The sequence below is a fragment of the Allobosea sp. NPDC055353 genome, assembly GCF_053644975.1.
In genome coordinates this window covers 1441289-1468116 of record NZ_JBSHMC010000001.1, presented here as the reverse complement: position 1 = coordinate 1468116, position 26828 = coordinate 1441289, and the positions used below count along the sequence as shown (strand labels likewise).

The 26828-nt window shown below is 67.3% G+C and carries 26 protein-coding genes and 1 tRNA gene; 15 read left to right on the top strand and 12 right to left on the bottom strand.

Going from position 1 to position 26828, the window contains the following annotated elements:
• The first annotated feature begins 116 nt into the window (after positions 1-116).
• Positions 117-1223: a DUF2865 domain-containing protein gene (locus tag ACWIEX_RS06810; protein ID WP_454032332.1), complete on the top strand. Its 1107-nt coding sequence runs from the start codon at positions 117-119 to the stop codon at positions 1221-1223.
• Between the two features lie 189 nt (positions 1224-1412).
• Complete coding sequence (locus ACWIEX_RS06805; protein WP_454032331.1) at positions 1413-2735, top strand: MFS transporter; 1323 nt, start codon at positions 1413-1415, stop codon at positions 2733-2735.
• A gap of 165 nt (positions 2736-2900) precedes the next feature.
• Here the strand turns inward: ACWIEX_RS06805 and gltX are convergent, their stop codons facing one another.
• Positions 2901-4256, bottom strand: coding sequence for a glutamate--tRNA ligase (gene gltX, locus ACWIEX_RS06800; protein ID WP_454032330.1), 1356 nt, complete (start codon positions 4254-4256; stop codon positions 2901-2903).
• 152 nt (positions 4257-4408) lie between these two features.
• Between gltX and ACWIEX_RS06795 the strand changes: the two genes are divergently transcribed.
• Positions 4409-5239 carry an outer membrane protein gene (locus ACWIEX_RS06795; protein ID WP_454032329.1) on the top strand — a complete coding sequence of 277 codons (831 nt, stop codon included), beginning with the start codon at positions 4409-4411 and terminating at the stop codon, positions 5237-5239.
• 74 nt (positions 5240-5313) lie between these two features.
• On the opposite strand, the gene ACWIEX_RS06790 is transcribed toward ACWIEX_RS06795, so the two are convergent.
• From ACWIEX_RS06790 to ACWIEX_RS06780, 3 genes are all read right to left on the bottom strand, one after another.
• Positions 5314-6699 (bottom strand): class II 3-deoxy-7-phosphoheptulonate synthase, encoded by a 1386-nt coding sequence (locus ACWIEX_RS06790; RefSeq protein ID WP_454032328.1) that lies wholly within the window; start codon positions 6697-6699, stop codon positions 5314-5316.
• 412 nt (positions 6700-7111) lie between these two features.
• Positions 7112-8482, bottom strand: a complete 1371-nt coding sequence (gene gor, locus ACWIEX_RS06785; protein WP_454032327.1) for a glutathione-disulfide reductase — start codon at positions 8480-8482, stop codon at positions 7112-7114.
• A 9-nt stretch (positions 8483-8491) separates the two neighbouring features.
• A complete protein-coding gene (locus ACWIEX_RS06780) occupies positions 8492-9748 on the bottom strand; it encodes an O-antigen ligase family protein (RefSeq protein WP_454032326.1) in 1257 nt (418 codons plus the stop codon).
• A gap of 225 nt (positions 9749-9973) precedes the next feature.
• Here ACWIEX_RS06780 and ACWIEX_RS06775 point away from each other — a divergent pair, with 225 nt between their 5' ends.
• The 3 genes from ACWIEX_RS06775 (at position 9974) to ACWIEX_RS06765 (ending at position 13030) form a co-directional block, all read left to right on the top strand.
• Positions 9974-10939 carry a Bug family tripartite tricarboxylate transporter substrate binding protein gene (locus tag ACWIEX_RS06775; protein ID WP_454032325.1) on the top strand — a complete coding sequence of 322 codons (966 nt, stop codon included), beginning with the start codon at positions 9974-9976 and terminating at the stop codon, positions 10937-10939.
• 99 nt (positions 10940-11038) lie between these two features.
• Positions 11039-11518, top strand: a complete 480-nt coding sequence (locus ACWIEX_RS06770; RefSeq protein ID WP_454032324.1) for a tripartite tricarboxylate transporter TctB family protein — start codon at positions 11039-11041, stop codon at positions 11516-11518.
• Positions 11519-11530: 12 nt separating this feature from the next.
• Positions 11531-13030 carry a tripartite tricarboxylate transporter permease gene (locus tag ACWIEX_RS06765; protein WP_454032323.1) on the top strand — a complete coding sequence of 500 codons (1500 nt, stop codon included), beginning with the start codon at positions 11531-11533 and terminating at the stop codon, positions 13028-13030.
• On the opposite strand, the gene ACWIEX_RS06760 is transcribed toward ACWIEX_RS06765, so the two are convergent.
• Positions 13011-14054: an SDR family oxidoreductase gene (locus ACWIEX_RS06760; RefSeq protein WP_454032322.1), complete on the bottom strand. Its 1044-nt coding sequence runs from the start codon at positions 14052-14054 to the stop codon at positions 13011-13013. The two genes, ACWIEX_RS06765 and ACWIEX_RS06760, sit on opposite strands and share 20 nt — an antisense overlap.
• A gap of 173 nt (positions 14055-14227) precedes the next feature.
• Between ACWIEX_RS06760 and ACWIEX_RS06755 the strand changes: the two genes are divergently transcribed.
• On the top strand, positions 14228-15658 hold the full coding sequence (locus tag ACWIEX_RS06755) for an APC family permease (RefSeq protein WP_454032321.1): 1431 nt from the start codon (positions 14228-14230) through the stop codon (positions 15656-15658).
• A gap of 73 nt (positions 15659-15731) precedes the next feature.
• Here the strand turns inward: ACWIEX_RS06755 and ACWIEX_RS06750 are convergent, their stop codons facing one another.
• The 3 genes from ACWIEX_RS06750 to ACWIEX_RS06740 form a co-directional block, all read right to left on the bottom strand.
• The gene (locus ACWIEX_RS06750) at positions 15732-16229 is read right to left on the bottom strand and encodes a DUF2059 domain-containing protein (RefSeq protein ID WP_454032320.1); all 498 of its coding nucleotides are present in this window, start codon (positions 16227-16229) and stop codon (positions 15732-15734) included.
• A gap of 113 nt (positions 16230-16342) precedes the next feature.
• Entirely contained in the window at positions 16343-17044 is a 702-nt protein-coding gene (rpiA, locus tag ACWIEX_RS06745; RefSeq protein ID WP_454032319.1) for a ribose-5-phosphate isomerase RpiA, read from the bottom strand.
• A gap of 122 nt (positions 17045-17166) precedes the next feature.
• Entirely contained in the window at positions 17167-17541 is a 375-nt protein-coding gene (locus tag ACWIEX_RS06740) for a hypothetical protein (RefSeq protein WP_142115148.1), read from the bottom strand.
• A gap of 157 nt (positions 17542-17698) precedes the next feature.
• On the opposite strand from ACWIEX_RS06740, the gene gph reads away from it, so the two are divergent.
• Positions 17699-18397, top strand: coding sequence for a phosphoglycolate phosphatase (gph, locus tag ACWIEX_RS06735; RefSeq protein ID WP_454032318.1), 699 nt, complete (start codon positions 17699-17701; stop codon positions 18395-18397).
• Between the two features lie 28 nt (positions 18398-18425).
• Positions 18426-18500: transfer RNA gene (locus ACWIEX_RS06730), tRNA-Val, on the top strand.
• A 67-nt stretch (positions 18501-18567) separates the two neighbouring features.
• Here the strand turns inward: ACWIEX_RS06730 and ACWIEX_RS06725 are convergent.
• Positions 18568-18774, bottom strand: coding sequence for a hypothetical protein (locus ACWIEX_RS06725; RefSeq protein WP_454032317.1), 207 nt, complete (start codon positions 18772-18774; stop codon positions 18568-18570).
• A gap of 224 nt (positions 18775-18998) precedes the next feature.
• Positions 18999-20057, bottom strand: a complete 1059-nt coding sequence (locus ACWIEX_RS06720; protein WP_454032316.1) for a hypothetical protein — start codon at positions 20055-20057, stop codon at positions 18999-19001.
• 154 nt (positions 20058-20211) lie between these two features.
• Here ACWIEX_RS06720 and ACWIEX_RS06715 point away from each other — a divergent pair, with 154 nt between their 5' ends.
• Together ACWIEX_RS06715 and ACWIEX_RS06710 are read left to right on the top strand one after the other, a co-directional pair.
• A complete protein-coding gene (locus ACWIEX_RS06715; RefSeq protein WP_454032315.1) occupies positions 20212-21144 on the top strand; it encodes a lytic transglycosylase domain-containing protein in 933 nt (310 codons plus the stop codon).
• 179 nt (positions 21145-21323) lie between these two features.
• Positions 21324-21902 (top strand): L,D-transpeptidase, encoded by a 579-nt coding sequence (locus ACWIEX_RS06710; RefSeq protein ID WP_454032314.1) that lies wholly within the window; start codon positions 21324-21326, stop codon positions 21900-21902.
• Positions 21903-21995: 93 nt separating this feature from the next.
• Here ACWIEX_RS06710 and ACWIEX_RS06705 read toward each other — a convergent pair whose 3' ends face one another.
• A complete protein-coding gene (locus tag ACWIEX_RS06705; RefSeq protein ID WP_454032313.1) occupies positions 21996-22238 on the bottom strand; it encodes a hypothetical protein in 243 nt (80 codons plus the stop codon).
• Positions 22239-22308: 70 nt separating this feature from the next.
• Entirely contained in the window at positions 22309-22671 is a 363-nt protein-coding gene (locus ACWIEX_RS06700) for a gamma-butyrobetaine hydroxylase family protein (RefSeq protein ID WP_454032312.1), read from the bottom strand.
• Between the two features lie 160 nt (positions 22672-22831).
• Between ACWIEX_RS06700 and moaA the strand changes: the two genes are divergently transcribed.
• From moaA to ACWIEX_RS06680, 4 genes are all read left to right on the top strand, one after another.
• Positions 22832-23845 carry a GTP 3',8-cyclase MoaA gene (gene moaA / locus ACWIEX_RS06695; protein WP_454033474.1) on the top strand — a complete coding sequence of 338 codons (1014 nt, stop codon included), beginning with the start codon at positions 22832-22834 and terminating at the stop codon, positions 23843-23845.
• 77 nt (positions 23846-23922) lie between these two features.
• Positions 23923-24522 (top strand): hypothetical protein, encoded by a 600-nt coding sequence (locus ACWIEX_RS06690; RefSeq protein WP_454032311.1) that lies wholly within the window; start codon positions 23923-23925, stop codon positions 24520-24522.
• Complete coding sequence (locus ACWIEX_RS06685) at positions 24512-25981, top strand: hypothetical protein (RefSeq protein WP_454032310.1); 1470 nt, start codon at positions 24512-24514, stop codon at positions 25979-25981. The genes ACWIEX_RS06690 and ACWIEX_RS06685 overlap by 11 nt, the downstream gene beginning before the upstream one ends.
• 10 nt (positions 25982-25991) lie before the next feature.
• On the top strand, positions 25992-26756 hold the full coding sequence (locus ACWIEX_RS06680) for a hypothetical protein (protein ID WP_454032309.1): 765 nt from the start codon (positions 25992-25994) through the stop codon (positions 26754-26756).
• Positions 26757-26828 lie beyond the last annotated feature (72 nt).

Genomic DNA, 26828 nt, shown 5'->3' with positions numbered 1-26828 from the left:
GTCGTGTTTGGCGGGTGTTCTAGACCAAAGCTCCCGACCAGAGCCTGCCCACCGGCTCGACCATGGATGACGTGACCCGACCCGCGATGATGCTGCGACTGTCCAGACGCTTCGGCATGGCCCTTCTGATGCTGGCGGCCCTCGGTGGTACCGCCGTGGCGCAGTCGGCGTCCTGCAATGCCTGGCGGGCCGAGCTGGACAGCCTGCAGGGCAGGAGCGGCAGCGATCCACGCGCGGCGCAGGCCGCGCAGCGCGTCGGCGCCCAGCTCGCGCGCCTCAGCGACCAGTACCGCTCGATGGGTTGCGATCGCGGCTTCAGCTTCTTCGATTCGCCACCGCCGCAGTGCAATTTCATCCGCCAGCAGCTCGGCCAGCTGCAGAACCAGTACGGCGCCCTGCAGCGCCAGGCCCAGGGTGGCGGCATCGAACAGCGCCGCGCCCAGCTCGCCGCCGCGATCAACAACAACTGCCGGGCGCAGCCGCGCGGCTTCTTCGACACGATCTTCGGACGCGACCCCGGCCCCGGCGAAATCGATTCGACCCTGCCCGAGCTCGATCCCGAGCAGCCGACCGAGCCGGCCAAGCCGCGCCTCGGCGGCCCGCAGACCGTCTGCGTGCGCACCTGCGACGGCTTCTTCTTCCCGCTCTCCAACAATACCGGCAATGGCGACGAGATGTGCCAGGCGCTCTGCCCGGGCACCGAGACGCTCGCCTATGGCATGAGCACCGGCGGCGACATCCAGAACGCAGCCTCGCGCGCGACCGGCCAGCCCTATTCCTCGCTGGCCAATGCCGGAAAATACACCCGCAGCTTCGATGCCGCCTGCACCTGCCGCGGCCAGGGACAGAGCTGGTCGGCCGCCCTCAAGGATGCCGAATACCTGCTCGACAAGCGCAAGGGCGACGTCATCGTCAGCGAGCAGCGCGCCGCCGAACTGTCGCGCCCGAAGCCCGATCCCAAGCGCAAGGGAGCAGCCGCCCAGCCGGCGGCGCCAGCTCCGGTTCCGGAGATCCCGGACGAGAAGCCGATGCCATCCGAGGATTCGCCGACATCCGGCACCGAATCGGCCGGCGTCGGCCCCGATGCGGTGGGCGAGAAGGTGCTCGACAAGAAGGACGGGTTGAAGAGCGAATCGCGCAGCACGACCGGCGAGCGCCGCGCGGTGCGGATCGTCGCTCCCAATCTCGCGCCCAACCTGAGTCCGCAGGTCGCGCGGCCCTGATGGCAAAAAGTTCCATGCCATCAACGCATGGAAGATTCCCCTGGAACGGCACGCCGGCCGCTGGACGCATACCCGAAACCGCCGCATAACAGGGTCATCCAAGCCGCCTCCGGGAGGCCGCCAGACCCGTCCCACGGCTTCCTCGCGCCGCGCGCCCGCTTCTGACGCTCCCCAGCTCAGAAGGCCGCCATGTCCGACACGACAGCGACACCTCCCGTCCATCCCATTCAGTTCGACGACGCCAGGCGCCGCCTCAAGGCGATCTTCATCGGCTCCGTCGGCAATCTCGTCGAATGGTACGATTTCTACGCCTATACGGCCTTCGCGCTCTATTTCGCGCCGGCCTTCTTTCCCTCGCATGACCCGGTCGTGCAGCAGCTCAACGCCGCGACGCTGTTCGCGGCGGGGTTCATCGTGCGGCCGATCGGCGGCTGGCTGTTCGGCCATCTGGCCGATCGCTACGGGCGGCGGCTGTCGCTGATGGTGTCAGTGCTGATGATGTGTTTCGGCTCACTGATCATCGCCTTCACCCCGACCTATGCGACGATCGGCTTCGCGGCACCGGCCCTGCTGGCGCTGGCGCGCATCATCGAAGGCCTGAGCCTCGGCGGCGAATACGGGGCGAGCGCGACCTATCTCACCGAAATCGCCGATCCCGAGCATCGCGGCTTCTATTCGAGCTTCCAGTACGTGACACTGATCGGCGGCCAGCTCACCGCGATCCTGGTGCTGCTCCTGCTCCAGAACGTCTTCCTGACGCATGAGCAGCTCGTCGACTGGGGCTGGCGCATCCCCTTCGTCATCGGCGCGATGCTCGCCGTCACCGCCATGCTGATGCGCCGGCACATGCACGAGACCGAGTCCTTCGAGGCCGCCAAGGCGACGATGAAGAAGGAAAGCTCGCTGAAAGGCCTGCTGAAATATCCGCGCGAGGTCGCGATCGTGGTCGGCCTCACGGCCGGCGGCACCGCGGCCTTCTACACCTTCACCACCTATATGCAGACCTTCGTCAGGCAGACGGTCGGCCTCTCCGACATGACCACGACCTATGTGATCGCGGGCTCGCTGATCTTCGCGGCCGTGCTGCAGCCGATCTACGGCATGATCTCGGATCGGATCGGGCGCAAGCCGATGCTGATCTTCTTCGGGCTCGCCGGCTCGCTGCTGACCGTGCCGATCCTGACAGCGCTGGCCGATACCAAATCGGCCTTCACGGCGTTCCTGCTGATCTGCGGCGCCTGGATCTTCACGGCCGGCTACACCTCGATCAACGCCGTGGTGAAGGCGGAGCTGTTCCCGACCGCGATCCGCGCCACCGGCGTCGCCGTGCCCTATGCCGTGACCGTCTCGATCTTCGGCGGCACGGCGCCGGCCATCGCGCTGTTCTTCAAGCAGCAGGGCCACGAGCAGTGGTTCTACTACTACCTCGCCGGCGTCATCTTCCTGTCGTTCCTGGTCTATGCGACCATGCGCGACACCAAGCACGCCTCGGCGATGGAGCGGCATGAGTGAGAGGCAAGCCGCCGGCAACGACATACCTTCTCCCCTTGCGGGAGAAGGTGGCGCGAAGGGCCGGATGAGGGGTCGCGCAGGTCTTCGGCGCTTGTGTTCGGCTCGCGATCAGCGTCGCGAGACCCCTCACCCTAACCCTCTCCCGCAGGGGGAGAGGGGATAGGTTCAAGCGCTTTCGCCCGCCAGCCGTTTCAGCGCCTTCTCGCGTCCGATCAACGGCAGCAGCGCAGCAAGCTCCGGTCCGTGGTTGAGCCCGGTCAGAGCCTGGCGCAACGGCATGAACAGCGCCTTGCCCTTGGCACCCGTCGCAGCCGAAACGGCCTGCGTCCAGCTCTTCCAGGTCGTCGCGTCGAAGGGATCGGCCGGCAGCAACCCGGCCGCGGTCGCGGCAAAGCCGGCATCGGCGATCGCGGGCTCAATCGGCCCCTGCACCACGCGCCACCACTGAGCCGCCTCGTCCAGCTTGGCAAGATTGCCGCGCACGGCCTGCCAGAACGCCTCGTCGGCCGGGAGGCCGAGCGCGGCCAACCGCCCCGATACCGCTGCCAGAGGCAGTTGATGCAGCGTGCGGGCGCTCAGCGTCTCCAGCTCATGCTCGTCGAACTTGGCCGGGGCGCGCGAGACATGGGCGAGCTCGACAAGGCCTGCGAGCTCGTCGAGGCTCGCGACCGGGCGCACGGCATCGGAAGTGCCCACCAATGTCGCCAGCGCGGCCACAGCCAACGCCTCGACGCCGGTCTCGCGCAGTCCCCGCAGCGAGAGATGACCGAGGCGCTTGGAGAGCCCCTCGCCGCTCGCCGTGGTCAGCAGGTTGTGATGGCCGAAGACGGGCAGGCTCGCACCGAGCGCCTCGAAGATCTGGGCCTGGACCGCGGTGTTGGTGACGTGGTCCTCGCCGCGGATGACATGGGTCACGCCTGTCTCGATATCGTCGACGACGGAGGGCAGCGTGTAGAGATAGCTGCCGTCTTCGCGCACCAGAACCGGGTCCGAAAGCGAGGCGCAATCGACATGGGAAGCGCCGCGCACGAGATCGTCCCAGGCCACCTCGCGAGCCTCCAGCAGGAAGCGCCAATGCGGCTTGCGCCCCTCCGCCGCAAGAGCCGCCTTCTGCTCGTCGGTGAGCTTCAGCGCGGCACGGTCGTAGATCGGCGGCAGGCCGCGGGCGAGCTGGCGTTTGCGGCGCCGGTCGAGCTCGTCGGCGGTCTCGTAGCAGGCATAGAGCCGCCCTGCCCCGCGCAGCTTGTCGGCGGCGGCATCATAGATCGCCAGCCGCTCCGACTGCCGGATCACCTGATCGGGCGCGATGCCGAGCCAGCCGAGATCCTCGGCGATGGCCTTGGCATATTCCGCCTTCGAGCGGGCGATATCGGTATCGTCGTAGCGCAGCAGGAAGCGGCCGCCGTGACGGCGGGCGAAGAGCCAGTTGAACAGCGCCGGCCGGGCATTGCCGATATGGAGATAGCCGGTGGGCGACGGCGCGAAGCGAACCAGAGGCCGAATTGCAGCAGACAGTGTCATGGCCGGCTTATGGCGCGTTTGCCGGCACGCGACAATCGCGTCGTTGACCAAAGTTCCCCATCGTTAACTCGGTATTAGGGTTACCAAGGCATGAATTGGACCTGGAGCAGGATGAAACGGGTGGATCCGGACCGCTGCTCGGGGAGATCAGGATGCGCATCCGTTCCATCGCGCCAAGCTTCGGGCTCATCGCCCTCGCCGCCAGCCTTTTTGCCGCGCCGACGCTAGCGGCCGACTACCCCGTCTTGCGCGGCTCGCAAATCGAGGACGCGCCGCCGGCTCCGACATTCTCCGGCGGATCCTACAATTGGTCGGGTTTCTATCTCGGTGGCTTCGGTGGCCTCTCGCAAACACGTTTTCGCACCGACAAGGGCGTTCTCGACATCGCCAGAGGCGCCTATAACGGCACCATTGTCCTGAACGAGCTCGATCCAGGGCAGCTCGTCCTCACCTCGCCCCGCAGCGATAGTGGCACAAGCTTCGGCGTGTTCGCCGGGTACAACATGGCTTTCGGCGATGCGGTCGTCGGCTTCGAGGCGGAGTACTCCCGCATCGACCAGTCCACATCCGCATCCACGCTGGAAGCGCGCCTGCTGGGCTCTGGTGCAATGGCAATCGCCTCGGTCCAGAATGCGCGATTGAACGACTACGTCAACGCCCGTATCCGCCTCGGCTATACCTACGGCATGTGGATGCCCTACTTCACGGCCGGCGCCGCCGCCGGCCGCTTCGACACCAACGTCGCCGTCGCTGCCGGTTGGGCAAACGCCAACGGAAACAATTACTTCGGCTGGCCGCGCGTTCTTGGCGGGGCGAAGAAGGACGTCTGGGGCTACGGCTATTCGGTGGGCGGTGGTTTGGAAGCCGCTCTCACCGACAACTTTGTGGTCCGCGGCGAGTATCTGTTCAGCAGCTTCAACGACGTCGAAGGCGTGACGGTCAACGTCAATACCGCCCGTGTCGGCGGCGCTCTGAAATTCTGAGCGACCATCGACGGACTGCAAAAAAGGCCGGGGCGAAAGCCCCGGCCTTTTCCGTTTTCTCGCTGCGAAGCGCCTTACTCGGCCGCCTCGACCTCGGGCCGCGCCCGGCCGGCGCGCTGGCGCTTGACCAGCTCGGCGACGATGAAGGCGAGCTCCAGCGCCTGTTCCGCGTTGAGGCGCGGGTCGCAGAACGTGTGGTAGCGGTCGTTGAGGTCCGCATCGGTCATGCCGCGGGCGCCGCCGGTGCATTCGGTGACGTTCTTGCCGGTCATCTCCAGATGCAGGCCGCCGGCATGGGTGCCCTCGGCCTGGTGGACGGCGAAGAAGTTCTTCACCTCGCCCAGGATCAGGTCGAAGGGCCGGGTCTTGTAGCCGCTGGCGGCCTTGACGGTGTTGCCGTGCATCGGGTCGCAGGACCAGACGACGTTGCGGCCTTCGCGCTTCGTCGCCCGCACCAGCGCCGGCAGGTGATCGAAGACCTTGTCGGCGCCGAAACGCGCGATCAGCGTCAGACGTCCCGCCTGGTTCTGCGGATCAAGCACGTCGATCAGCTTGAGCAGGCCGTCGACCGTGGTCGAGGGACCGCATTTCAGGCCGATCGGGTTCTTGATGCCGCGGAAGAACTCGACATGGGCATGGTCGATCTGGCGGGTGCGATCACCGATCCAGACCATGTGGCCGGAGGTGGCGTACCATTCGCCGGTCGTCGAATCCGTCCGCGTCATCGCCTGCTCGTAGCCGAGCAGCAGCGCCTCGTGGCTGGTGTAGAAGTCGGTCGTGCGCATCTCCGGATGGGTCTCCGGATCGATGCCGATGGCGCGCATGAAGTCCAGCGCCTCGGTGATGCGCTCGGCCACCTCCTGGTAGCGATGCGACTGCGGGCTATCCTTGACAAAGCCGAGCATCCAGCGATGCGCGTTGTCGAGATTGGCATAGCCGCCGGTCGCGAAGGCGCGGATCAGGTTCAGCGTCGCCGCCGACTGACGATAGCCCTCGAGCTGGCGGCGCGGATCGGGGATGCGCGCCTCGGCCGTGAACTCGTTGTCGTTGACGATGTCGCCCTTGTAGCTCGGCAATTCGACGCCGCCGATCGTTTCGGTCGGGGCCGAGCGCGGCTTGGCGAACTGGCCGGCGATGCGGCCGACCTTCACCACCGGCGAGCCGCCGGCGAAGGTCAGGACGACCGCCATCTGCAGGAACAGCCGGAAGAAATCGCGGATGTTGTCGGCCGAATGCTCGGCGAAGCTCTCGGCGCAGTCGCCCCCCTGCAGCAGGAAGGCCTCGCCGGCGGCGACCTTGCTCAACGCCCGTTTGAGCTTGCGCGCCTCGCCTGCAAAAACGAGCGGCGGAAAGCCGGCGAGCTGCTGCTCGACCGCCTTCAAGGCTGCCTGGTCCGGATATTCCGGAATCTGCTGGACGGGCTTGGCCCTCCAGCTCTCTGGCGTCCACCGCTCGGACATGGGACTTACGTGCTCCTGACTGTGAGATCGCGCATCGTTAACCTCTTGGTAGCGCGAAGGGGCGGCTATACACCGATGATGTGGGAATGGCCACAGTCTGAGGGAAGCCCTCGCGACGGGGCCGCCCGCCATTCCGCGAACGCATTGGGAAAAGCGATTCTTCACAGCGGGATAGCAAGCGCCGTTGCCATGCTGAAGCAACGGCCTGCCATGCCGATTCAAGCCCTTAACAGGACGATTCAACGCGGCACATGGAATGGCCTTTGTCATTCCGGGGCGCGCCGCAGGCGCGAACCCGGAACCCACGACTGGGTGGTACATGTCATGCCCGGTTGTCGGTGGCTCACCCGGTCGTGGGTTCCGGGTTCTTCGCTGAGCGAAGCCCCGGAATGACAAAGGCGGTTTCGCTGCTCTAGCCCGCCCGCGGCGTGCGCATCGTCACCAGCTCTTCCGCCGCGCTCGGATGCAGCGCGACGGTGCGGTCGAAATCGGCCTTGGTCGCACCCATCGTCACGGCGATCCCGACCGCCTGGATGATCTCGCCGGCATCATGCCCGAGGATGTGGACCCCGAGCACCTTGTCCGACTGCGCGTCGACCACGAGCTTCATGTAGATGCGCTCCTGGCGGCCAGAGATCGTCGCCTTCATCGGGCGGAAACCGGATTCGAAGACGGTGACCTTGTGTCCAGCGGCCACAGCCTGCGCTTCCGTCAGGCCGACGGTGCCGACCTCCGGAGTCGTGAAGACGGCCGAGGCGATGGTGGCGTGGTCGACCGTCCAGTTCCTCCCTCCGAAGGTCGAGTCGGCGAAGGCGTGGCCTTCGCGGATCGCGACCGGCGTCAGGTTGACCCGGTTGGTCACATCGCCGACGGCATGGATCGAGGGCACGCTGCTGGCTGATGCTGCATCGACCTTGATCTCGCCGAGCGGACCCATCACGACGCCGGCCTGCTCCAGGCCGAGCCCCTTGGTGTTCGGCCTGCGGCCGGTGGCGACGAGGACGACATCGGCATCGATCGGCTCGCCCTTGGCGCAATGGGCACGGCGGGTCCCGTCCGGAAGTTCCTCGATCCGTTCGATCGTGCAGCCGAGCCGCAAGGTGATGCCAGCATGGGCGAGCGCATCGCGCAGGCGGTTGCGGATGTCCTCGTCGAAGCCGCGCAGGATGTTGTCGCCCCGGTGCAGCACGGTCACCGCGACGCCGAGCCGGGCGAAGAGGCTGGCGAATTCCAGCGCGATATAGCCACCGCCGACCACCAGAAGGCGCTTCGGCAGCGACGGCAGGTGGAAGATCTCGTTGGAGGAAATGCCGAGCTCGCCGCCGGGGATCGGCGGATCGAAGGAGGGCCAGCCGCCGGTCGCGACGAGGATGTGACGGGCGCGGATGGCCTCGCCGCTCTTCGCCAGCCGGACCTGATGTGGTCCCTCGACGACGGCGCGTTCCTCGCGGATCTCGACCTTGGCCCCCTCAAGCCCCTTGCGATAGAGGCCGGACAGGCGGGTGACCTCGTTGGCCACGGCATCGCGCAATGTCGGCCAGTCGAAGACCGGCGCTTGCGGCAAGGACCAGCCAAAGCCGGCAGCGTCCTCGAAATCATCAGTGAAGCGGCTGGCATAGACGAAGAGCTTCTTGGGCACGCAGCCGCGGATGACGCAGGTGCCGCCGATCCGGTCCTCCTCGGCGATCATCACGCGGGCGCCGTGGCCGGCGGCGATGCGCGCCGCGCGCGTGCCGCCCGAACCCGCCCCGATGACGAAGAGATCGACGTCGAACTCAGCCATGATATCCTCTCAATCGTGCCGATCGGCAGACGGCACGCCGCAGACAAACCAGACGGCCGCCAGCGCCAGCGCGGCGATCCACCACCCCTGCCAGGCCCCGTGCGCCACCGTCGCCACCCCGAAGGCGCTGGCGGCCAGCGCCAGGCGCGGTGCAAGGTCGCGCGCCGGCAGATGCCTCAGGCGCCACAGGAGCGCCAGCCCGGCGAAGGTCAGCAGGGCCGCACCGATCGCGCCCGTCTCGACCCAGGCCTGGACCGGCGCACTGTGCGGATGACCGACCGCGAGCAATTGGCGGCGCGGCGGCGAAACTTCAAGCGCCACCGGATGACGATCCAGTGTGGGCGAGGTACCGAAGCCTGAGCCCAGCACGGGGCGCGCCCGGATGGCCTCGCCGAAGCTCAGCCAGATGTCGACCCGGTCGCGCGAATGGGAATTGGCGAGCCTCTCATGCAGGGATTGCGGCAGCGCTTCATCACCGACGCGACCCATCACTGGCGCCAGCGCCATCGTGGCGACGAAACCCAGGGCAACGAGCGCGAGCATCAGGCGCGGCAGCAGCCGGGCGGCGAGCCAGGTCAGCGCGAGAAGCAGGAAACCGAGGCCGGCCGCCCCGCTCTCGGAATCGAAGGAGATCGCCGCCACGACGGCGACGCAGACCGCCGCCAGCAGCCAGTCCAGCGCGCTGCCGCGCCACCGCAAGGAGAGCCCCGCAACCGCGACGGGCAGCAGGACCAGACAGGTCAGCACGGGGCGATTGAAGATGAAGGTGACCTGCTTGCCGATATCGAGCGCGATGCGCACGGACAGGTTGGTTGCGAGTTCTGCCATCATCAGGACCCCTGCAAGGGCGATCGCAACAGCCAGAGCGCGGCTTTCCCGCCGATCCGGCTGGAAGCGGCCGTTCGCGGCGATGACGAGGCCGCTCGCCATCGGCAGGGCGAGCTCGCCCCACATCGCCAGGCTCGGCCCCATGCGGTGGCTCCAGGCGATGGTGACCAGCGACCAGAGCAGGAAACCGCCGAGCGCCAGCCCGGCCGGCGCAAGCAGCCGTGCTCGGAGACGCTGCAGAAGCGAGGACCAACCCTCGGCCGCGACCACTGATCCGAGAAAGCACAGGGCAGCCAATCCCAGGACAAGCGGAGCGGAGCGGTTCGCGAGCCACATGGCCAGCGGCATTGCGATCAACAGGCCCGTACCGAGACGCACGAGGCGCCGCGACAGAATCGGCTCAGAAGGCGGGAAGCCGGGAATTATCGGGGGGTTCATGGCCTGCGCTTACGCGATCCTGTCGGGCGCGGCCAGTGGCAGCCCTGAACAATCGATCGAGTCGTAGAACCAAAGGCATAGAAGATGCGGCGAAAACGCCCTGTCGTCGAAAATTCTTGACTTCCGATTATGCAATCAGGCGCAATTGACGACCGGCGCGGCAAGGTGCCACAGGCGGAGCGCCTCAAGAAACCCGGGGGCAAAGCCCCGCAAGCGGAGGAATTCATGCTGACATCCATCCTGAAGCGCACGGCCCTGACAGCGGTGGCCCTGGCTGCCCTCTCGACAGCGGCCTTCGCCCAGCTCGCCGAGCTGAAGATCATGGCCCCCGCGGCGCCGGGCGGCGGCTGGGACGGCACGGCCCGCTCGATGCAGCAGGCGTTGACGGCCGCCGGCATCGTCAAGAGCGTGCAGGTCAACAACGTGACTGGCGCGGGCGGCACCATCGGCCTCGCCCAGCTGATCGGCGCCAAGGGCGACGGCCATCAGCTGATGGTCAACGGCTTCGTCATGGTCGGCGCGATCCTGCTCAACAAGTCGCCGGTCAACCTGTCGCAGACCACACCGATCGCGCGCCTCACCGCCGAGGCCGAGGTCATCGTCGTGCCGACGGAATCGCCGCTCAAGACCGCCAAGGACCTGGCCGAGCGCCTGAAGGCCGACCCGGCGAAGGTAACCTGGGCCGGTGGCTCGGCCGGCGGCACCGACCACATCCTCGCTGCGCTGTTCGCGAAGGCTGTCGGCGCCGACGCCAAGAAGATCAACTACATCCCGTTCTCGGGCGGCGGCGAGGCCCTGGCGGCCATGCTCGGCGGACGCGTCACGGCCGGCGTCTCCGGCTATGGCGAGTTCGAGGGTCAGATCAAGGCCGGCAAGCTGCGCGTGCTCGCGGTCTCCTCGCCCAAGCGCCTCGCGAACGCCCCGGACGCGCCGACGCTGCAGGAGCAGGGCATCGATCTCGAGCTCCTGAACTGGCGTTCCGTCGTGGCGCCTCCCGGCCTCTCCGCCGAGCAGACCAAGGCCCTGACCGACACGGTCGAGAAGATGGTCAAGTCGAAGGAATGGCAGGAAATCCTCAAGGCCCGCGGCTGGGACGATTCCTTCCTCGGCGGCGCCGCCTTCGACACCTTCCTGAAGAACGAGATCGAGCGCGTCTCGAAGGTCATGGTCGATGTCGGCCTGGTGAAGTAAGGCAGCACCGCACCAGAACCAGCAGGGGCCGGGAAACCGGCCCCTTTTCCAACCGCCAGAAGCGCCAAGAACGACGCCGGCCACCACCGCGGGAACGCCATGACCAACGATACGCGCACGCAAGGTGCCAACAAGCCGGCCCTGCTGGTGGGCGTCCTGCTGCTGATCGTCGCCGCCCTCGTCGGCTACGACGCCTCGCAGCAGACCATCACCTCCACATACGGCGTCGGCCCGACGGCCATGCCCTATGTCGTGGCGGCGGGGCTCGTCATCCTCGGCCTGGCGCATTTCGTGGTCGCTTTCCGCGAGGGGCTGCCGCAGCCCGAGGAGGCCGACAACAAGGCCCTGCTCTGGATCGCGGGCGGCCTGATCTTCCTGATTGCCTGCATCGGGCTCGGCGGCGGCTTCATCATCGCGATCGCCGTGGTCTTCGCCTGCACCGCCCGCGGCATGGGCCGGCAGGGCCTGCTGGTCGACGCCGTGATCGGCTTCGTGCTCGGCCTCGTCATCTACCTCGTCTTCGCCAAGCTCCTGACGCTGATCCTGCCGTCGGGCCCGCTCGAGCGCCTGTTCCTCTGAGGAGAGCCCGACATGGATACGATGCTCTCCCTGATGCACGGATTCGGCGTCGCCTTCGAGCCCGCCAAGCTGATGTTCTGCCTGATCGGCGTCTTCCTCGGCACGGCTGTCGGCGTGCTGCCGGGCATCGGCCCGGCGCTGACCGTCGCGCTGCTGCTGCCGGTGACGTTCAAGCTCGATCCGGCCGGGTCGCTGATCATGTTCGCCGGCATCTACTATGGCGGCATGTATGGCGGCTCGACCACCGCGATCCTGCTGAATGCGCCCGGTGAAAGCGCCTCGCTCGCCACCGCGCTCGAAGGCTCCAAGATGGCCAAGGCCGGCCGTGGCGGACCGGCGCTCGCGACCTCGGCGATCGGCTCCTTCGTCGCCGGCCTGATCGCGACGATCGGCCTTGCGTTCCTGGCCCCCTGGCTCGTCCAGATCGCGGTGAAATTCGGGCCCTGGGACTATTTCGCGCTGATGATCGTCGCCTTCGTCACGGTTTCCGCGACGTTCGGCGACTCGCCGCTGCGCGGCCTGACCAGCCTGTTCCTCGGCATCACGCTGGGCCTGATCGGCATCGACAAGCTGACCGGCCAGGCGCGCCTGACCTTCGGCGTGCCAGAACTGCTCAACGGCGTCGAGGTCACCACGCTCGCGGTCGGTCTGTTCGCGGTGGGCGAGGCCTTCTACGTCGCTTCCAAGCGCTTCCGCGACCCCGAGGAGATCATTCCGATCAAGGGCTCGCTGTGGATGACTAAGGAGGACTGGAAGCGCTCCTGGGCGCCCTGGCTGCGCGGCACCGCCTTCGGTTTCCCGATCGGCGCCCTGCCGGCCGGCGGCGCCGAGGTGCCGACCTTCCTGAGCTATTCGACCGAGAAGAAGCTCTGCAAATACCCGGACGAGTTCGGCAAGGGCGCGATCGAGGGCGTCGCCGGGCCGGAAGCCGCCAACAACGCCTCGGCCGCCGGTACGCTGGTGCCGCTGCTGACGCTCGGCCTGCCGACCTCGGCGACGGCGGCGATCATGCTCGCCGGCTTCCAGCAATACGGGCTGAACCCCGGCCCGCTACTCTTCGCCGAGAAGCCTGACCTGGTCTGGGGCCTGATCGCCTCGCTCTTCGTCGCCAACGTCATGCTGGTGATCCTCAACCTGCCGCTGATCGGGCTCTGGGTCCGGCTGCTCGCGATCCCGCAGCCCTGGCTCTATGCCGGCATCATCGTCTTCGCGACGATGGGCACGCTGGCGGTCAACAGCTCGCCGGTCGAGCTCTGCATGCTCTTCGCCTTCGGCTTCATGGGCTATCTGATGCGCCGCTACGACTATCCGGTGGCGCCGATGGTCGTCGGGCTCATCCTCGGCCCGATGGCGGAGGCGCAGTTGCGCCGCGCCCTGCAGATCAGCCTGGGCGATCCGATGATCCTGCTGGAGAACCCGATCTCGGCGACGCTGCTGGGCATCGCCTTCCTGGCGCTGGTGGCACCCTTTGCAATGAAGGGGCTGAACCGCTTCAAGGCTTCCGAGGACTGACGAGGCCGAGCCGGATGAGGCTCTCGCCGGTAGCGACGAGAGCCTCCGCAGCCGGGCGCGGCTGCCAGCCCAGCATGGCCTGTGCCTTGGCGCTCGTCGCCGTCTTGCTGCGACCGAGTTCGGGCGTCGCCGCCTGACGCGCCGTGGCGCTGAAGCGCGCTGCGAAACGCACCAGCCAATCGGGCAGCACGCGGGTCGAAACCCGCGCCGCATTCTCGCCAAGGCCATCCTTCAGCGCCTGGGCGATCGCCTGCATCGTCATGAAGTCGCCGGCCGTGGCCAGGAAGCGTTCGCCGGCTGCCGCCGCGTCGGTCATGGCGCGCAGATGCAGGTCGGCGACATCGCGCACGTCGACCACCCCGAACATCAGGCGCGGCACCGCCCAGAGCCTGCCGTCCAGCATGGTCTTGACCAGAAGGATCGAGGCCGACAGGTCAGGCCCGAGCAGCGGTCCGAAGATGCCGACAGGGTTGACGACCGAAAGCTCCAGCCCCTGCCCTTCGCCGTCGACGAAATCCCAGGCAGCCCGTTCGGCCAATGCCTTGGATTTCGGATAGGCAGCCAGCCCCGGCGCAGCCGCGTTCGTCCAGTCGCGCTCGTCATAGGGGCGCTTCACGGCGCGACCATAGCCGATCGCGGCGAAGGAGGAGGTCAGCACGACGCGCCTCACTCCGGCCCGATGCGCAGCGCGCAGGACGCGCAGCGTCCCGTCTCGCGCCGGGCGGATCAGTTCGTCCTCGTCCTTCGGCGCGGCGGCGGCCAGCGGCGAAGCCACGTGCTGGACATAGGCGCAACCGGATGCTGCCTCGTCCCAGCCTTCGTCCCTCATCAGGTCTGCGACCGCGACCTGCAGGCGGCCGCCGGCATCCATCCCGAGCGAGCGCAACGCTTCCCGGAGAGGGGCTTCGCGGGCCGGATCACGCAGCGTCGCGCGGACGTCATAGCCGGCTTCGAGCAGCGACAGGATGCAGTGCCCGGCAAGGAAGCCGGAGCCTCCGGTCACGAGGACGAGATCGCGGGTCATGTCGCCGGCTCCGGTGTTTCAGTTCGAGCGTCCGGCCATAACGCCCGCTTCGCCATGACGCCAGAGCGCAACCGGCCAGTGAACAGAGCAGGCCAACCGTTGAACCATTGCGGCGGAAACGTGTTGTCCCAGGCCGGCATCGGCGCCGATGCCGCGGCAGAGGGAGACTATCGATGAGCGACACCACGCTTGGCGCGCAGGCCGGCACCGGTCAGCCAGCCGCCGCAGAACCCAGCCTGCACCGTGTCATGGGGCCATGGCTGCTGCTGCTCTTCATCGTCGGCGACATCCTGGGAACGGGCATCTATGCGCTGACCGGCCAGGTCGCCAACCAGGTCGGCGGCGTCGTCTGGCTGCCCTTCCTCGTCGCCTTCGCCGTCGCGATGGTGACGGCGTTCAGCTATCTCGAACTCGTCACGAAATATCCGCAGGCCGCCGGCGCCGCGCTCTATACGCACAAGGCCTTCGGCATCCATTTCGTCACCTTCATCGTCGCCTTCGCGGTGATGTGCTCCGGCATCACCTCGGCCTCGACCGCCTCGCGCGCCTTCGCGGCGAACATGTCCAACGCCTTCGGGCTGGGGCTCTCCGGCGGCATCGGCATCACGCTGATCGGGCTGGGCTTCATGGCGATCGTCGCGATCGTGAACCTGCGCGGCGTCGGCGAGAGCGTGAAGGCCAATGTCGTGCTGACCTGCGTCGAGCTCACCGGCCTGCTGATCATCATCACCATCGGCATGATGGCGATCGCCGCCGGACAAGGCGACGTCTCGCGCGTCATGCAGTTCAAGACCACGGCTGATGGAGGGGTGTTCTGGCCGGTGATCGCTGCAACCACCCTCGCCTTCTTCGCGATGGTCGGCTTCGAGGACTCGGTCAACATGGCCGAGGAAACCAAGGACCCGAGCCGCATCTTCCCCAAAATCCTGCTCGCCGGCCTCTTCATCACCGGCGTGATCTATGTGCTGGTCTCGATCTCGTCGATCACGCTCGTCCCGCCCGAGCAGCTCGGCGAAGGCGAGACGCCATTGCTCAAAGTGGTGCAGGCCGGCGCGCCGAACTTCCCGATCTGGATCTTCGGCTTCATCACCATGTTCGCCGTCGCCAACAGCGCGCTGATCAACATGCTGATGGCGAGCCGGCTGGTCTATGGCATGAGCCGCGAGCATGTGCTGCCGCCCATCCTCGGCAAGGTTCATGCGACGCGGCGCACGCCCTATGTCGCAATCGGCTTCACCAGCCTGCTCGCCTTCGCACTGATCACCTTCGTCGGCGAGGTGCCGGCGCTGGGCGGCACGACGGCGCTGCTGCTGCTCTGCGTCTTCACCGTGGTCAATGTCGCCGTGCTGGTGCTGCGCAAGGACACGGTCGAGCACGACCATTTCCGCACGCCGACCTTCCTGCCGATCATCGGCGCGATCTCCTGCGCCTTCCTGGCCGGCCCCTGGACCGGGCGCGCCTCGGTTCAGTACACGATCGCCGGCGCGCTGATCGGCATCGGCGTGCTGCTCTGGGTGGTCACGGTCATCGTCAACCGCAGGACCGGCACCACGGTCAGCGACCCGCTGATGGAGGATATCGGCGGTCGCGGTCCCGTGAACTGATCGCCCGCCAGAAAAAAGGCCAGCGATCGCTCGCCGGCCTTTGATATTCTGAAGCGCCGTTACGCGCGCCGCATCACAGCGAGTGGCCGCGCTTGCGCATCTCCTGCGAGAAGCGGTCGAACAGATACTGGCTGGTCTGCACGGTCCAGGGCTGCAGGACGAGCAGCAGATCGTCCATCGCCTCGCGCCGCAGCGCATTGTAGCGCTGGCCGACCGGGGACTTGAAGAAGGCCGCGACCTCCTTGAGATCCGCCTCGGTCATCTTCCGGGCGAAGACCTCGGCCGCGGTCTTGGTCATCTCGTCCGCGCGCTTGTCGGCTTCCGGCTTCAGGGCGGCGACGACCGCGTCGGCGTCCTTCTTCATCTCTGGCCGGGTCGCGAGGATGCCCTGCACGCTGTTCTCGAACTCGCTGTAGATGTTCGTGATGCCGGCCGTGACGCCGGTCACGTCCGCGACCTCGCGCGCCACCTGCAGATGGCTCGGCGTCAGCGCCGGCGCCTGGGCGAAGGCGGGCGCTGCGCAGATGAGCGCCAGACCAAGGGCAGCCCGAGCGAGAGAACGACGGATCATGCGTTGAAACCCCTTTATCAGCGAGCCACCGCGGGAGCGCGCGATTGCGCCTCCGACACCGATGAATCGGTCATTGTGGCGCGTTCCTTAGCGTGTCTTGCGCCGGAATGGAATCATTCGATCTTGCCGAGCAGCCTGAGCCCATCGGCGCCAGCCAGGATGGCACCCGAGGCCAACCCGATGAACAGGCCGTGTTCGACGACGCCGGGCACGATATTCAGCGATTGTGCAAGCAACTCAGGGCGCTCGATCGTGCCGAGATGGGCGTCGAGGATATAGTGGCCACCATCGGTGACGAGCGCCGTGCCGTCCGCCCGCTGGCGCAGCGAGAGCCGGCCTGCCGAGCCAGAGGCGGCGATGGCCGCGGCCACGGCCCGGCGCGTCGCCTCGAGCCCGAAGGGCACGACCTCGATCGGCAGCGGGAAGCGGCCGAGCGTCTGCACCAGCTTGCCGTCATCGGCGATCACGATCATGCGGGCGGAAGCCGCCGCGACGATCTTCTCGCGCAGCAGCGCCGCGCCGCCGCCCTTGATCAGGCGCAGCTGGGGATCGACCTCGTCGGCCCCGTCGATGGTAAGATCCAGTTCCGGCGTCTCGTCGAGCGTCGACATCGGAATGCCCAGCGCGACCGCCTGGGCCTGCGTCGCCTCGGAGGTCGAGACGCAGAGGACCTCGAAGCCCGCCGCGACACGCAGGCCAAGCAGATCGACGAAATGCTTCGCCGTGGAGCCGGTGCCGAGGCCAAGGCGCATACCCGGCCGAACCAGCTCGAGCGCGCGGGCGGCAGCCAGCTTCTTCAGATCGTCGGCAGTCATCAGCTTCGTCCGGCTCAGCTTGTGGAAAACGTCGGCCGCCCCATCCTAGCAGCCTTGGCGGACGACGGCGCTCTCCTGCCCCGCCCCTGCGCCCGAGTCCAGCGCGCGGAGGGTTCCCGTCCTCATTTCGTCTGAGGCGTACACACCGTCTTGTCGTCGAAGACGTAGCAGATGCTCATCTCGCCGGTGCGGATGTTGACACGGAAGATGCCGCCCTCCTTCTCATGGCGCGACGGCATCAAACCGTAATCGCTGGGCGCCTGCGGGCCTGCTCCCTCGCCCGAGGGAAAGCAGACCGTCAGGCCGACCCCACCCTCCTTGAGCTGGAACTGGCAGGCGCCGACCTCGCCGGTCGCCTTGTCGATCCGGTAGACGCGGTTGAGGTCGTTCTGCGGCGCGGGCGCGAACTCGAAAGGGCCGGCCCAGGCCGGCGCCGCGCCCAGCAGCGTGCCCGCCATCCCCAGCACCGCGCCTGCGATTCCCGTAATCTTCGACATGACAATCTTCCCTGTCGCCGGCCGCGCGACGAATCGCGGCAACGATACCATCCCGTGCGGCAAATTTGGGGAGGCGTCATCACGGGACTTGCCAGCCCGGCGCCGAAGACCTTTAACCGGGGCTCTTCCCGCTCGCACCGCCTCGAAAGTCCCGACCATGAGCCTGCCTCCCATCGTCGTCTTCGATCTCGACGGAACCCTTGCCGAGACGGCGCCTGACATCATGCGGGTCCTCAACGTGATCCTGGTGCGCGAAGGCCTCGCGGCGCTGCCGCTGGAGCGGGCGCGCGAGCTGGTCGGCGCGGGCGCCCGCGCCCTGATCGAACGCGGTTTCAAGGTTTCGGGCCGGCCGCTCGATGCCGAAACGCTGGAGCGGCTTTTCGAGGACTTCCTGACGATCTATGCCGAAGATACCGCGGCGAACAGCCATCTCTTCGACGGTGTTCTCGAAGCGCTCGATGCGCTCGCCGCCGACGGTTATGCGCTCGCGGTCTGCACGAACAAGCCGATCCTGCACACACGGCTGATCCTCGATCATTTCGGCATTTCCGGGCGCTTCGCTGCGGTCGCCGGGCGCGACAGCTTCCCCTATTTCAAGCCGGATCCGCGCCATCTCACCCTGACGATCGCGGCAGCCAAGGCCGATCCGGCGCGGGCCGTGATGATCGGCGATTCCCGCACGGACATCGCGACCGCGCGCGCCGCCGGCATCCCGACGATCTGCGTGCCCTTCGGCTATACCGATGTGCCGATCGAGACGCTGGAGCCGGATTTCGTCATCCAGCATTTCGACGAGCTGGCCGGGGCGGTCGACCGCGTGCTCAAATCTCCTTCCCGCGCATCCTTGACGGCATGAGGCGCGCCGACTAGGAGAGGCCGGGTTCGGGCGATTAGCTCAGCGGTAGAGCACTCCCTTCACACGGGAGGGGTCACAGGTTCGATCCCTGTATCGCCCACCATTTTCCCGGACGCCCCAAACTTCCTCATCCATCGGCGGGCGGCGTCCAGCCGCGGCCTGCCTTGGCGTCAGCCGACCTTATCCGACGAGGCCCGCTCCAAGGTCGCCACGACCTCGTCGACGCTCTCCCTGACGCCGAGAACGAAGTCCTTCCGGAAGGCGATGATCGTATCCGGCGGCTCGCCCTTGAACTGATAGACGACCGCCACCTGCTCCGGGTTGACGTAGACGGGCTTGCCATCGGCAGGCGAGGTGAACTTGCAGAGCTTCGGCATGATCGGTTCCGGTCCTGTGCTGATGGACGCCTGAAGGCAGCACGGCCGCGTTCGGCATGTGCCACCCATGACGCTCCCATACCGGCCGCCCACCGCGAACGCAAAAAGCCCGCCGGCGCGAGCCGGCGGGCAAAGTCAAAAACAGGATTGTGCATCCGTGAGGTAGTCGCTGCGGCACGGTAACCGGTTCAACGCCGCAGCTCGGGGCCTGCCGATCGCCCCGGTCAGCGCAGTACGATCGCTGCGCCGTCGGCCCGCGCCGTGCCGCCCTTCCCGATCTGCGCGAGTTCCTCGCCGAAGCGAGCCGCGATCGCCAGCCGGAAATGCAGGGGGTCCCAGTAATTGGCGTCCTGCGCGGTGATCGGCGAGGCGTGGGCGTAGTCGACGACCACCGCGCCGTGGCGGCGAGCCAGCGCAGCGATATCCGCCTTGCAGCGGACATAGCGCTGCCAGGCGGCCGAGCCCTGGCGCGGATAGGCCGCAAGATGAGCGGGCGGTAGCACCAGCATGACCTGCGTCGCCTTCGGAAAGGCCGCGACGCTCTCCTCCAGCCAGGACAGGGCCGGGAAGTGCCAGCCGGCGCTCTCGGCCGGCGCTATGGCGGCCGATGGCGACAGGGGCGCCAGATCGGCAATCGCACCGCCATGGCTCGCGTAGATATGGCTGCGCGCCCGGGCGAGATCGTAGCTCGCCTCCGGCGGCGTGAAGACCTCGTAGCCGTCGCCGCGGATGCGCTCCCGCGACCAGCCGAGCTTGTAAGCCATCAGCCGGCTGGCGATCTCGAGATTGGTCAGGTTGAGCAGCTTCGGCCAGTCGCTCCAGCCGACCTCGCGGGAGAGCCAGCCCGGCACCGGCCGAGGCGTCAGGCGCTTGGCCTCATCGGTCGCGTCCGCCTCGCACCAGGTCGTGTCGATGCCCCAGATCAGGCGCTTGGGCGCCTGGACATGCTCCCGGAAGAGCCGCGCCATCTGCACCTGCTCCCAGGGGGTTGCCGCATTCATCGCGAGATTGACGAAGCGGGCATCGAGGCCGCGCGACAGGACCTGCGGATCGAGCAGCCGCATCGTCGAGGTGCCGACCACCGCCGCATCGAAGCGCCCGGAGCGGACGAGCTGCGGGTACATGAAGCGCTGGTTGATATCCATGATCGGCCGCGGCGCCTGCCCGGCATGAACGCGCATGCCGAAGGGATCGAGCGTCGCGACGAAGGCGAAGAGCACGCCTGCACCGACGACCGCGGCCCCCAGGAACCATCGCGACCACTGAATCCAGGCCTTCGCCATTCCGGGCTTCCGCTGCGAGCTTCACCGAACCGAGGCACGGCCACCCGATGACCCGGCGACCGCGCGGCGTCCTCATCGCACAGGCCGGCACCTCGTCACAACGCGAAAGGCGCGCCAGATGGCCGCAAGCGACCGAACATGGCAGAGAGGGCGGATGATGCCGGGCCGTTTCCACCGTTCGATCCGCTTGCCGCGCGGGCTTGCAGCCCTGCTGCTCGCCTTCGCGCTGTCCTGCCCCGCACAGGCGGCGGAAGAGCCGTTGCCGGCATCGTCCGGCATCCAGGATGCGCTCTGCCGTCTGATCGACGACGCCGCAAAGGCGCAAGGCGTGCCCGCCGCCTTCCTGACCCGCCTGATCTTCCAGGAATCGAGCTTCCGCGCGGGTGTCACCAGCCCGGCCGGCGCGCAGGGCGTCGCCCAGTTCATGCCCGGCACGGCGCGCGAGCGCGGCCTCGCCGATCCCTTCGATCCCGAGCAGGCGGTGCCCAAGGCGGCGCATTTCCTGGCGGAACTGCGCGACCGCTTCGGCAACTGGGGCCTCGCCGCAGCAGCCTATAACGGCGGGCCCAATCGCGTCGCGGGCTGGCTTGCGGCGCGCAAGGCCGGGCAGGCGCGCTTCCTGCCGGGCGAAACCGAAAACTACGTGTTCGCCATCACCGGCCGGACCGCCGAGGACTGGGCCGACGAGGCGATCGACCGCGCCAATGGCGACGGGCGCTCGCCGCCGATGCCGCCGGCGACGCGTGATAAGGATGCGCAAGCAAGCTGCGCGCCGACGCTCGTCGCGATCCGGCGGTCCCGCCCTGCCCTTCCCGCCATCGCGGAAGCGCCCTTCGCGCCCTGGGGCGTTCAGCTCGCCGGCAATTTCTCGAAGGCGCGGGCGCTGGCGGCCTTCCAGCGGGCCGGAGCCCGCCACCGCGCCATCATCGGGGCGTTGCCGCCGATGGTGATCGGAACGCGCCTGCGCAGCCGCGGCACCCGTGCGTTCTACCGGGTGCGCCTGCCGGCCGCGACGCGGGCCGAGGCGATCGCGTTATGCCGGCGCATCCAGTCCGATCGCGGTGCCTGCGTCGTATTGCGGAGCTGACGGCAACCCATCGATGTTGCATGCGCGCAACGCATCGCGGCAAAGCTCGGCGGCTCCCGGCGATGTGATTGCGGCGCGATTGCACGGTCATGGGGAAGCTGACAGGACGTTGATGAGACGTTGACTTTTCTGCGTCATTCTCGCGATCCAGCCGTCCCGACCTGCCCGAGGTTCCTCCGATGATTCGCTCCCTCCGTCCGGCCTTGCTCGCGGGCCTTGGCCTGCTCGCCCTGGGCTCCGCCGCCCGAGCCGAAATCGACCCTCTGACCCGCCAGCCGCTGGTCCAGTACGTGGACCCGGCCAAGGCACAGGCCACAGCCATCCCGCGCGAGATCGTCGACTATCCGACGAAGCACAGGCCGGGCACGATCGTGATCAACTCGACCGAGCGTCGCCTCTATTACGTGATGCCCGATGGCAAGGCGATGCGCTACGGCGTCGGCGTCGGCCGCCCCGGCTTCGACTGGGCTGGTACCCAGACCATCTCGCGCAAGCAGGAATGGCCGACCTGGACGCCGCCGGCCCAGATGCTGAAGCGCCGCCCCGACCTGCCGCGCTTCATGCCGGGCGGCCCGGACAACCCGATGGGCGCCCGCGCGCTCTATCTCGGCTCGACCCTCTACCGCATCCACGGCTCGAACGAGCCGGAGACGATCGGCCAGGCGGTCTCTTCGGGCTGCATCCGCATGCTGAACGACGACGTGATCGATCTCTACGAGCGCGCCAAGGTCGGCACCCGCGTCGTCGTCGCCCGCTGAGCCACCGACAAATTCCGATGAAAAAGGCCGGCGGAAACGTCGGCCTTTTTGTTTAACGCGGCGCATCTTGGGTTCACGCCCGCACGGGAAGGCTCACAGGATCACGCAATTGGCAAAAGTGAAACGGCCCTTGCTTCTATTGCAGGCGTCCTCGCATGTCCGGCGCTCCACCAGAATGTCGCCTTCTGTCGGTACGACCCTATGACAAGTGGAAAGCGTATCGTTTGGAGCAATCTTGCGAAAGGCGTCTCCAACCTTCCTGCCATTCAAGGTATCCTGCGCGGCGGCGTGACTATTCATGATCGGCGCCGCGAGCGCCATGCCGATCAGCGCCACGGCCCCTAACCCACGCGTCATATCATCCCTCCAGCGCACCTTCATTCCGTTGTTGGCGAACTCGGGCCACCTACCGCCGCCGCTCGCGCGACAGCCCCTTCTCGGCCAGGGCCGCGACATAAACCCGCATCTTGTCCTCGCCCTGCTCGCCAAGCTCGCGCAGATAATCCCAGGCATAGATGCCGGTATCGTGCATGTCGTCGAAGCCGAGCCTGACGGCGTAGTGGCCGACCGGTTCGACCCGGAGGATCTCGACCTCGGCCTTGCCGGGCACGATGGTCTTCTGGCTGGGATGGTGGCCCTGGACCTCGGCGGAGGGGCTTTCGACCCGCAGGAGCTCGGCCGGCAATGCGAATTGAGCGCCATCCTCGAAGGCGACATGCAGGGTCCGGCGGTCCTTCGAGAGGCGCAGTTCGGTCGGCCAGGATGACATGGGCGGTATTCGTCCTTCGCAGGCTACCATGATCAGGCGCTTGACCTTCACGGGCGCAGTGCCAATGTCATGCTATAGCAATGTGAAGGCGCGCCCGCATCCTGCGCGGACCGGCCGCTCCACAAAGCGGGAACATGAGGCAGACGTGCTGCTCGACGACATGAAGCCGCTGACGCGGTCGCCCCTGGTCGACCCGTTCGGCCGCAAGATTTCCTACCTGCGCATCTCGGTGACGGATCGCTGCGATTTCCGCTGCGTCTATTGCATGTCCGAGGACATGAAGTTCCTGCCGCGCAAGGAACTGCTGACGCTGGAAGAACTCGACCGGATCGCCAGCGCCTTCGTCGCGCGCGGCACCCGCAAATTGCGCCTGACCGGCGGCGAGCCGCTGGTGCGGCGCGACATCATGAGCCTGTTCCGCTCGCTCTCGCGCCATCTCACCTCGGGCGCGCTCGACGAATTGACGCTGACCACCAACGGCTCGCTCCTGCATCGCTATGCCGACGAGCTCGCCGGCTATGGCGTGCGCCGCATCAATGTCTCGATCGACACGCTCGACCCCGACAAGTTCCGCGAGATCACCCGCCGCGGCGACCTCAACGTGGTGCTCGCCGGCGTCGAGGCGGCGCGCAAGGCCGGCATGCGGGTCAAGATCAACGCGGTCGCGCTCAAGGGCGTCAACGACGACGAGATCGAGCACCTGATGCTCTGGTCGCACGGGCTCGGCATGGACCTGACCCTGATCGAGGTCATGCCGATGGGCGAGATCGAGGTCGGCCGCGTCGACCAGTACCTGCCGCTCTCGGTGGTGCGTGGGCGGCTGATGGACAAGTATACGCTCGTCGACGATCCCTACCGCACCGGCGGACCGGCTCGCTATGTCCGCGTCAAGGAGACCGGCGGGCTCGTTGGCTTCATCACGCCGCTCACCCATAATTTCTGCGAGAGCTGCAACCGCGTGCGGCTGACCTGCACCGGCACGCTCTATATGTGCCTCGGCCAGGAGGATGCAGCCGACCTGCGCGCGCCGGTCCGGGCCTCGCAGGACGACGCACTGCTCTTCCGCGCCATGGACGAGGCGATCGCGCGCAAGCCGAAGGGCCACGATTTCATCATCGACCGCCGCCACAACGGCCCCGCAGTGGGGCGGCACATGAGCGTCACCGGCGGCTGAGTCCGGTCGGAGCGACCGCCCCTCGCTTGACCCTTCGGCCGAATGCGGTCACCGTCCGGGCCGACGGGTGGAGTTGCATGCGGTCACAGTTCAAGGCGATGGCCGGCCGGGCGAAAGCGGCCGCGAGCGCGATCGATGACGCCGTGAGGCAGACCCACGCGGCGCGGCTCGCCATCATGGCTGCTGGTCTGCGGCGTCCCCTACCCCTTCTCGCCATGCTGCTTCTTGCGACCCTGTTGCTCTGCCTGTTCCTGGCCTGGTCTTCGGCGCGCAGCGTCTTCCTCGTGCTGTCGCCAGCCTCCCCGACTGGAATCATGGCCGGTATCGCGTCTGTCGTTGCGGGGCTTGCCGTGCTCGAACTCTGCGCGGCCTTCGCCATCGTCATCATGACCGCGGCCCTGCAACTCGCCTATGATACCGGGCGCCACTGTGTCCTCGCCTTGCTGGCGATCGCGAGCGCGCTCGGGCTGGCGCTGATGGCTTCGCATCTGTCTGCCGAGGGAATTCCAGCTCTTGCCGGCGCGGTCCTGCCGACGCTCGGCCTCTGCGGGCTCGTGGCACTGACGATCTGGTTCAGGCGCGCCTATCTGCGCCCGGCCTATCCCGGCTTCCGCGATTTCTGGGTCGATGTCGTCGAGGCCCGCCATTTCCTGATGCGAGCCGCTCATGGCGAATGACGAGGGTGCAACCTTGCGGGCCGTGCGGATGACACCTGCTCCGACGGCCCATCATCTGGCCGAGTCGGTCAAGGCCGGGCATCACGGCGCGAGCGATGCGGTCGAGAACCAGCCGCCTGCGCACGCGACGATGCTCTCGCAGACCGAGCAGACGCTGGTCGCCCGGGCGCGCGAGCATTTCGCCACGCTGCGGCAGGAGGCGGCGGAGCGGCTCAATGCCATCCAGGCGGAGGTCGCCAGCCGGCGCGAATTGTTCACGCAGCAGCGCTTCGAGGGGCGGGTGCGCGGCGTCGAGGCGACGATGCGCGCGATGCTGAGCAAGCACGGCGGTGAATTGGAGCAGCGCGTCTACGACGCGCTCCGGGCCAAGCGCGAATACGCCTTCTTCAATTACGAGAACAAGCGCCGGGCCGATCCCAAGCTCGACAAGTGGCAATTCATCCTGTTCTTCCTGGTCGTGCCGCTGGTGATCGAGAGCCTGCTCAACGGCAATTTCTTCGCCGAGGCCAGCGATTTCGGCCTGGTCGGGGGCGCTGCGACCGCGGTCATCATCTCGGCGCTCAACATCGCGCTCGGCTTCTTCATGGGCGTCGGCCCGGCGCGCTACTGCCAGCATGTGAAGAGCTCGCATCTGTTCTGGGCGCTCCCGGCCTATGCCGGAATGATCGGGCTGATCGTGCTGTTCAACCTCGCCGTCGGGCACTACCGCGAGATGCTGATCGCCAACCCGGATGCGCGCTCCTTCCAGGTCATGCCGCGGATGATGGAGAATCCGTTCGCGATCTACGACATCAAGTCGGTCGCGCTCGTCATCATCGGCTGCCTCGTCGCCTTCGTCTCGGCGACCAAGGGCTATACCGCCTTCGGCAGCTATCCCGGCCATGCCACCGCCTATAAGCGCTGGCGCCAGCGCTGGAGCGCGGTCGAGGAAGAGCGGCGCCGGCTCGATGCCGAATTGCTGCCCGAGCTTGAGGGGATCCGGACCCAGGTCGACGGCTTCCGCGAGGATTGCCGTGACGAACTCGGCAGGCTGCAGGGCGTGAAGGCGGCAGCCGAGAAGGCGCGCGACCTCTATACCTCCCGCCTCGGGCAACTGCGCGCCGCCAAGGACGCCGCGATGATGCAATATCGCGAGGCCAATCTCAGGGTCCGCACCGACCTGCCCCCGGCCTATTTCACGCAATCGCTCAACCTGGCCGAGATCGACCAGCCGGCGGAGCTGCCGGAATATGTCGCCGCCCGCCGCCAGATCGACGACTTCGAACAGCAGCTCACCAGCATGCCGGCTCTGATCGAGGCCAAGCTCAGGGACCGGCTGGTATTGCTGCGCGGCGTCGACCTTGCCGGCGAGATCGAGCAGGTGAAGCTCAGGGCCGCGCAGGCCGGGCGCGAGGCTTTCGAGCAGGACGAGGCGGCCCAGAAGCAGGCGGCGGAGGATTTCGCCGCAATGCCGCGCTAAAGGTCGACAGATGAAGACCGAGAACTGGGCGATCGTCGCCTCCGTGCTCGCCGGGCTTGGCCTTGTCGGCTTCTTCGCGGCACCGTCCCTGCTGCGCGGCCCGCCGCGCGACCAGGAGAGCTTGTGCCCGAAGAGCGGGGCCGTCGGGCACACCCTCATCCTCGTCGACAAGAGCGATCCGTGGAGCGAGGTACAGGCCGGGCGCCTCAAGACATTGGTCAAGCAGGTCGGCGACGCATTGCCAACAGACAGGATGCTGTCGATCTATGTCTTCAACGACGTGTTCGAGCCCGGTTTTCCTGCGCTGGTCTCGCTTTGCAACCCCGGCAAGACGGCGAGCGAACTGATCGGCAACCCGCGGCGCGAATACGTCAAATGGGTCGAGAAATTCGGCCGCCCGCTCGACGAGGCTTTGACCGTTCTGACCCAGCCCGGAAAGGGCAATCAGTCCCCGATCGTCGAGGCGATCGGCGATGTCGTCTCGCGCCGCGAGAACCGCGTTCCGAGCGGAGACCGCAAGCTCCTGCTCGTCTCCGACATGCTGCAGAACTCGGGTCAGTTCACCGTCTTCGGCAACGGCACCGGCGCGCGGGACCCGGAGCGCCTGCGGCGGCTGCTCGGCAAGGTCTGGCAGGATTCGGGCGCAGGGACCTGGGAGCTGAGCGTGCATCAGGTCCAGGGCGTCTACGATCCGGCCCGGCTCGAGCAGACCGCCACGCTGTGGAAACAGGCGTTCCAGAAGCTGAGTATCAGCGTAAACTGGGACCGGTTGTAGGCAGGCGCTGTCATCCCGTGCGCGGTGCAGCGCGAAGCGATGCTCCGCAGACACGGGACCGCGTGACGAGAA

What these genes read in the sequence shown, in the direction of transcription:
- ACWIEX_RS06810 (WP_454032332.1), top strand. Translation starts at nt 117, where the DNA reads ATGGCCCTTCTGATGCTGGCGGCCCTCGGTGGTACCGCCGTGGCGCAG.
- ACWIEX_RS06805 (WP_454032331.1), top strand. Translation starts at nt 1,413, where the DNA reads ATGTCCGACACGACAGCGACACCTCCCGTCCATCCCATTCAGTTCGAC.
- gltX (WP_454032330.1), bottom strand. Translation starts at nt 4,256, where the DNA reads ATGACACTGTCTGCTGCAATTCGGCCTCTGGTTCGCTTCGCGCCGTCG.
- ACWIEX_RS06795 (WP_454032329.1), top strand. Translation starts at nt 4,409, where the DNA reads ATGCGCATCCGTTCCATCGCGCCAAGCTTCGGGCTCATCGCCCTCGCC.
- ACWIEX_RS06790 (WP_454032328.1), bottom strand. Translation starts at nt 6,699, where the DNA reads ATGTCCGAGCGGTGGACGCCAGAGAGCTGGAGGGCCAAGCCCGTCCAG.
- gor (WP_454032327.1), bottom strand. Translation starts at nt 8,482, where the DNA reads ATGGCTGAGTTCGACGTCGATCTCTTCGTCATCGGGGCGGGTTCGGGC.
- ACWIEX_RS06780 (WP_454032326.1), bottom strand. Translation starts at nt 9,748, where the DNA reads ATGAACCCCCCGATAATTCCCGGCTTCCCGCCTTCTGAGCCGATTCTG.
- ACWIEX_RS06775 (WP_454032325.1), top strand. Translation starts at nt 9,974, where the DNA reads ATGCTGACATCCATCCTGAAGCGCACGGCCCTGACAGCGGTGGCCCTG.
- ACWIEX_RS06770 (WP_454032324.1), top strand. Translation starts at nt 11,039, where the DNA reads ATGACCAACGATACGCGCACGCAAGGTGCCAACAAGCCGGCCCTGCTG.
- ACWIEX_RS06765 (WP_454032323.1), top strand. Translation starts at nt 11,531, where the DNA reads ATGGATACGATGCTCTCCCTGATGCACGGATTCGGCGTCGCCTTCGAG.
- ACWIEX_RS06760 (WP_454032322.1), bottom strand. Translation starts at nt 14,054, where the DNA reads ATGACCCGCGATCTCGTCCTCGTGACCGGAGGCTCCGGCTTCCTTGCC.
- ACWIEX_RS06755 (WP_454032321.1), top strand. Translation starts at nt 14,228, where the DNA reads ATGAGCGACACCACGCTTGGCGCGCAGGCCGGCACCGGTCAGCCAGCC.
- ACWIEX_RS06750 (WP_454032320.1), bottom strand. Translation starts at nt 16,229, where the DNA reads ATGATCCGTCGTTCTCTCGCTCGGGCTGCCCTTGGTCTGGCGCTCATC.
- rpiA (WP_454032319.1), bottom strand. Translation starts at nt 17,044, where the DNA reads ATGACTGCCGACGATCTGAAGAAGCTGGCTGCCGCCCGCGCGCTCGAG.
- ACWIEX_RS06740 (WP_142115148.1), bottom strand. Translation starts at nt 17,541, where the DNA reads ATGTCGAAGATTACGGGAATCGCAGGCGCGGTGCTGGGGATGGCGGGC.
- gph (WP_454032318.1), top strand. Translation starts at nt 17,699, where the DNA reads ATGAGCCTGCCTCCCATCGTCGTCTTCGATCTCGACGGAACCCTTGCC.
- ACWIEX_RS06725 (WP_454032317.1), bottom strand. Translation starts at nt 18,774, where the DNA reads ATGCCGAAGCTCTGCAAGTTCACCTCGCCTGCCGATGGCAAGCCCGTC.
- ACWIEX_RS06720 (WP_454032316.1), bottom strand. Translation starts at nt 20,057, where the DNA reads ATGGCGAAGGCCTGGATTCAGTGGTCGCGATGGTTCCTGGGGGCCGCG.
- ACWIEX_RS06715 (WP_454032315.1), top strand. Translation starts at nt 20,212, where the DNA reads ATGATGCCGGGCCGTTTCCACCGTTCGATCCGCTTGCCGCGCGGGCTT.
- ACWIEX_RS06710 (WP_454032314.1), top strand. Translation starts at nt 21,324, where the DNA reads ATGATTCGCTCCCTCCGTCCGGCCTTGCTCGCGGGCCTTGGCCTGCTC.
- ACWIEX_RS06700 (WP_454032312.1), bottom strand. Translation starts at nt 22,671, where the DNA reads ATGTCATCCTGGCCGACCGAACTGCGCCTCTCGAAGGACCGCCGGACC.
- moaA (WP_454033474.1), top strand. Translation starts at nt 22,832, where the DNA reads ATGAAGCCGCTGACGCGGTCGCCCCTGGTCGACCCGTTCGGCCGCAAG.
- ACWIEX_RS06690 (WP_454032311.1), top strand. Translation starts at nt 23,923, where the DNA reads ATGCGGTCACAGTTCAAGGCGATGGCCGGCCGGGCGAAAGCGGCCGCG.
- ACWIEX_RS06685 (WP_454032310.1), top strand. Translation starts at nt 24,512, where the DNA reads ATGGCGAATGACGAGGGTGCAACCTTGCGGGCCGTGCGGATGACACCT.
- ACWIEX_RS06680 (WP_454032309.1), top strand. Translation starts at nt 25,992, where the DNA reads ATGAAGACCGAGAACTGGGCGATCGTCGCCTCCGTGCTCGCCGGGCTT.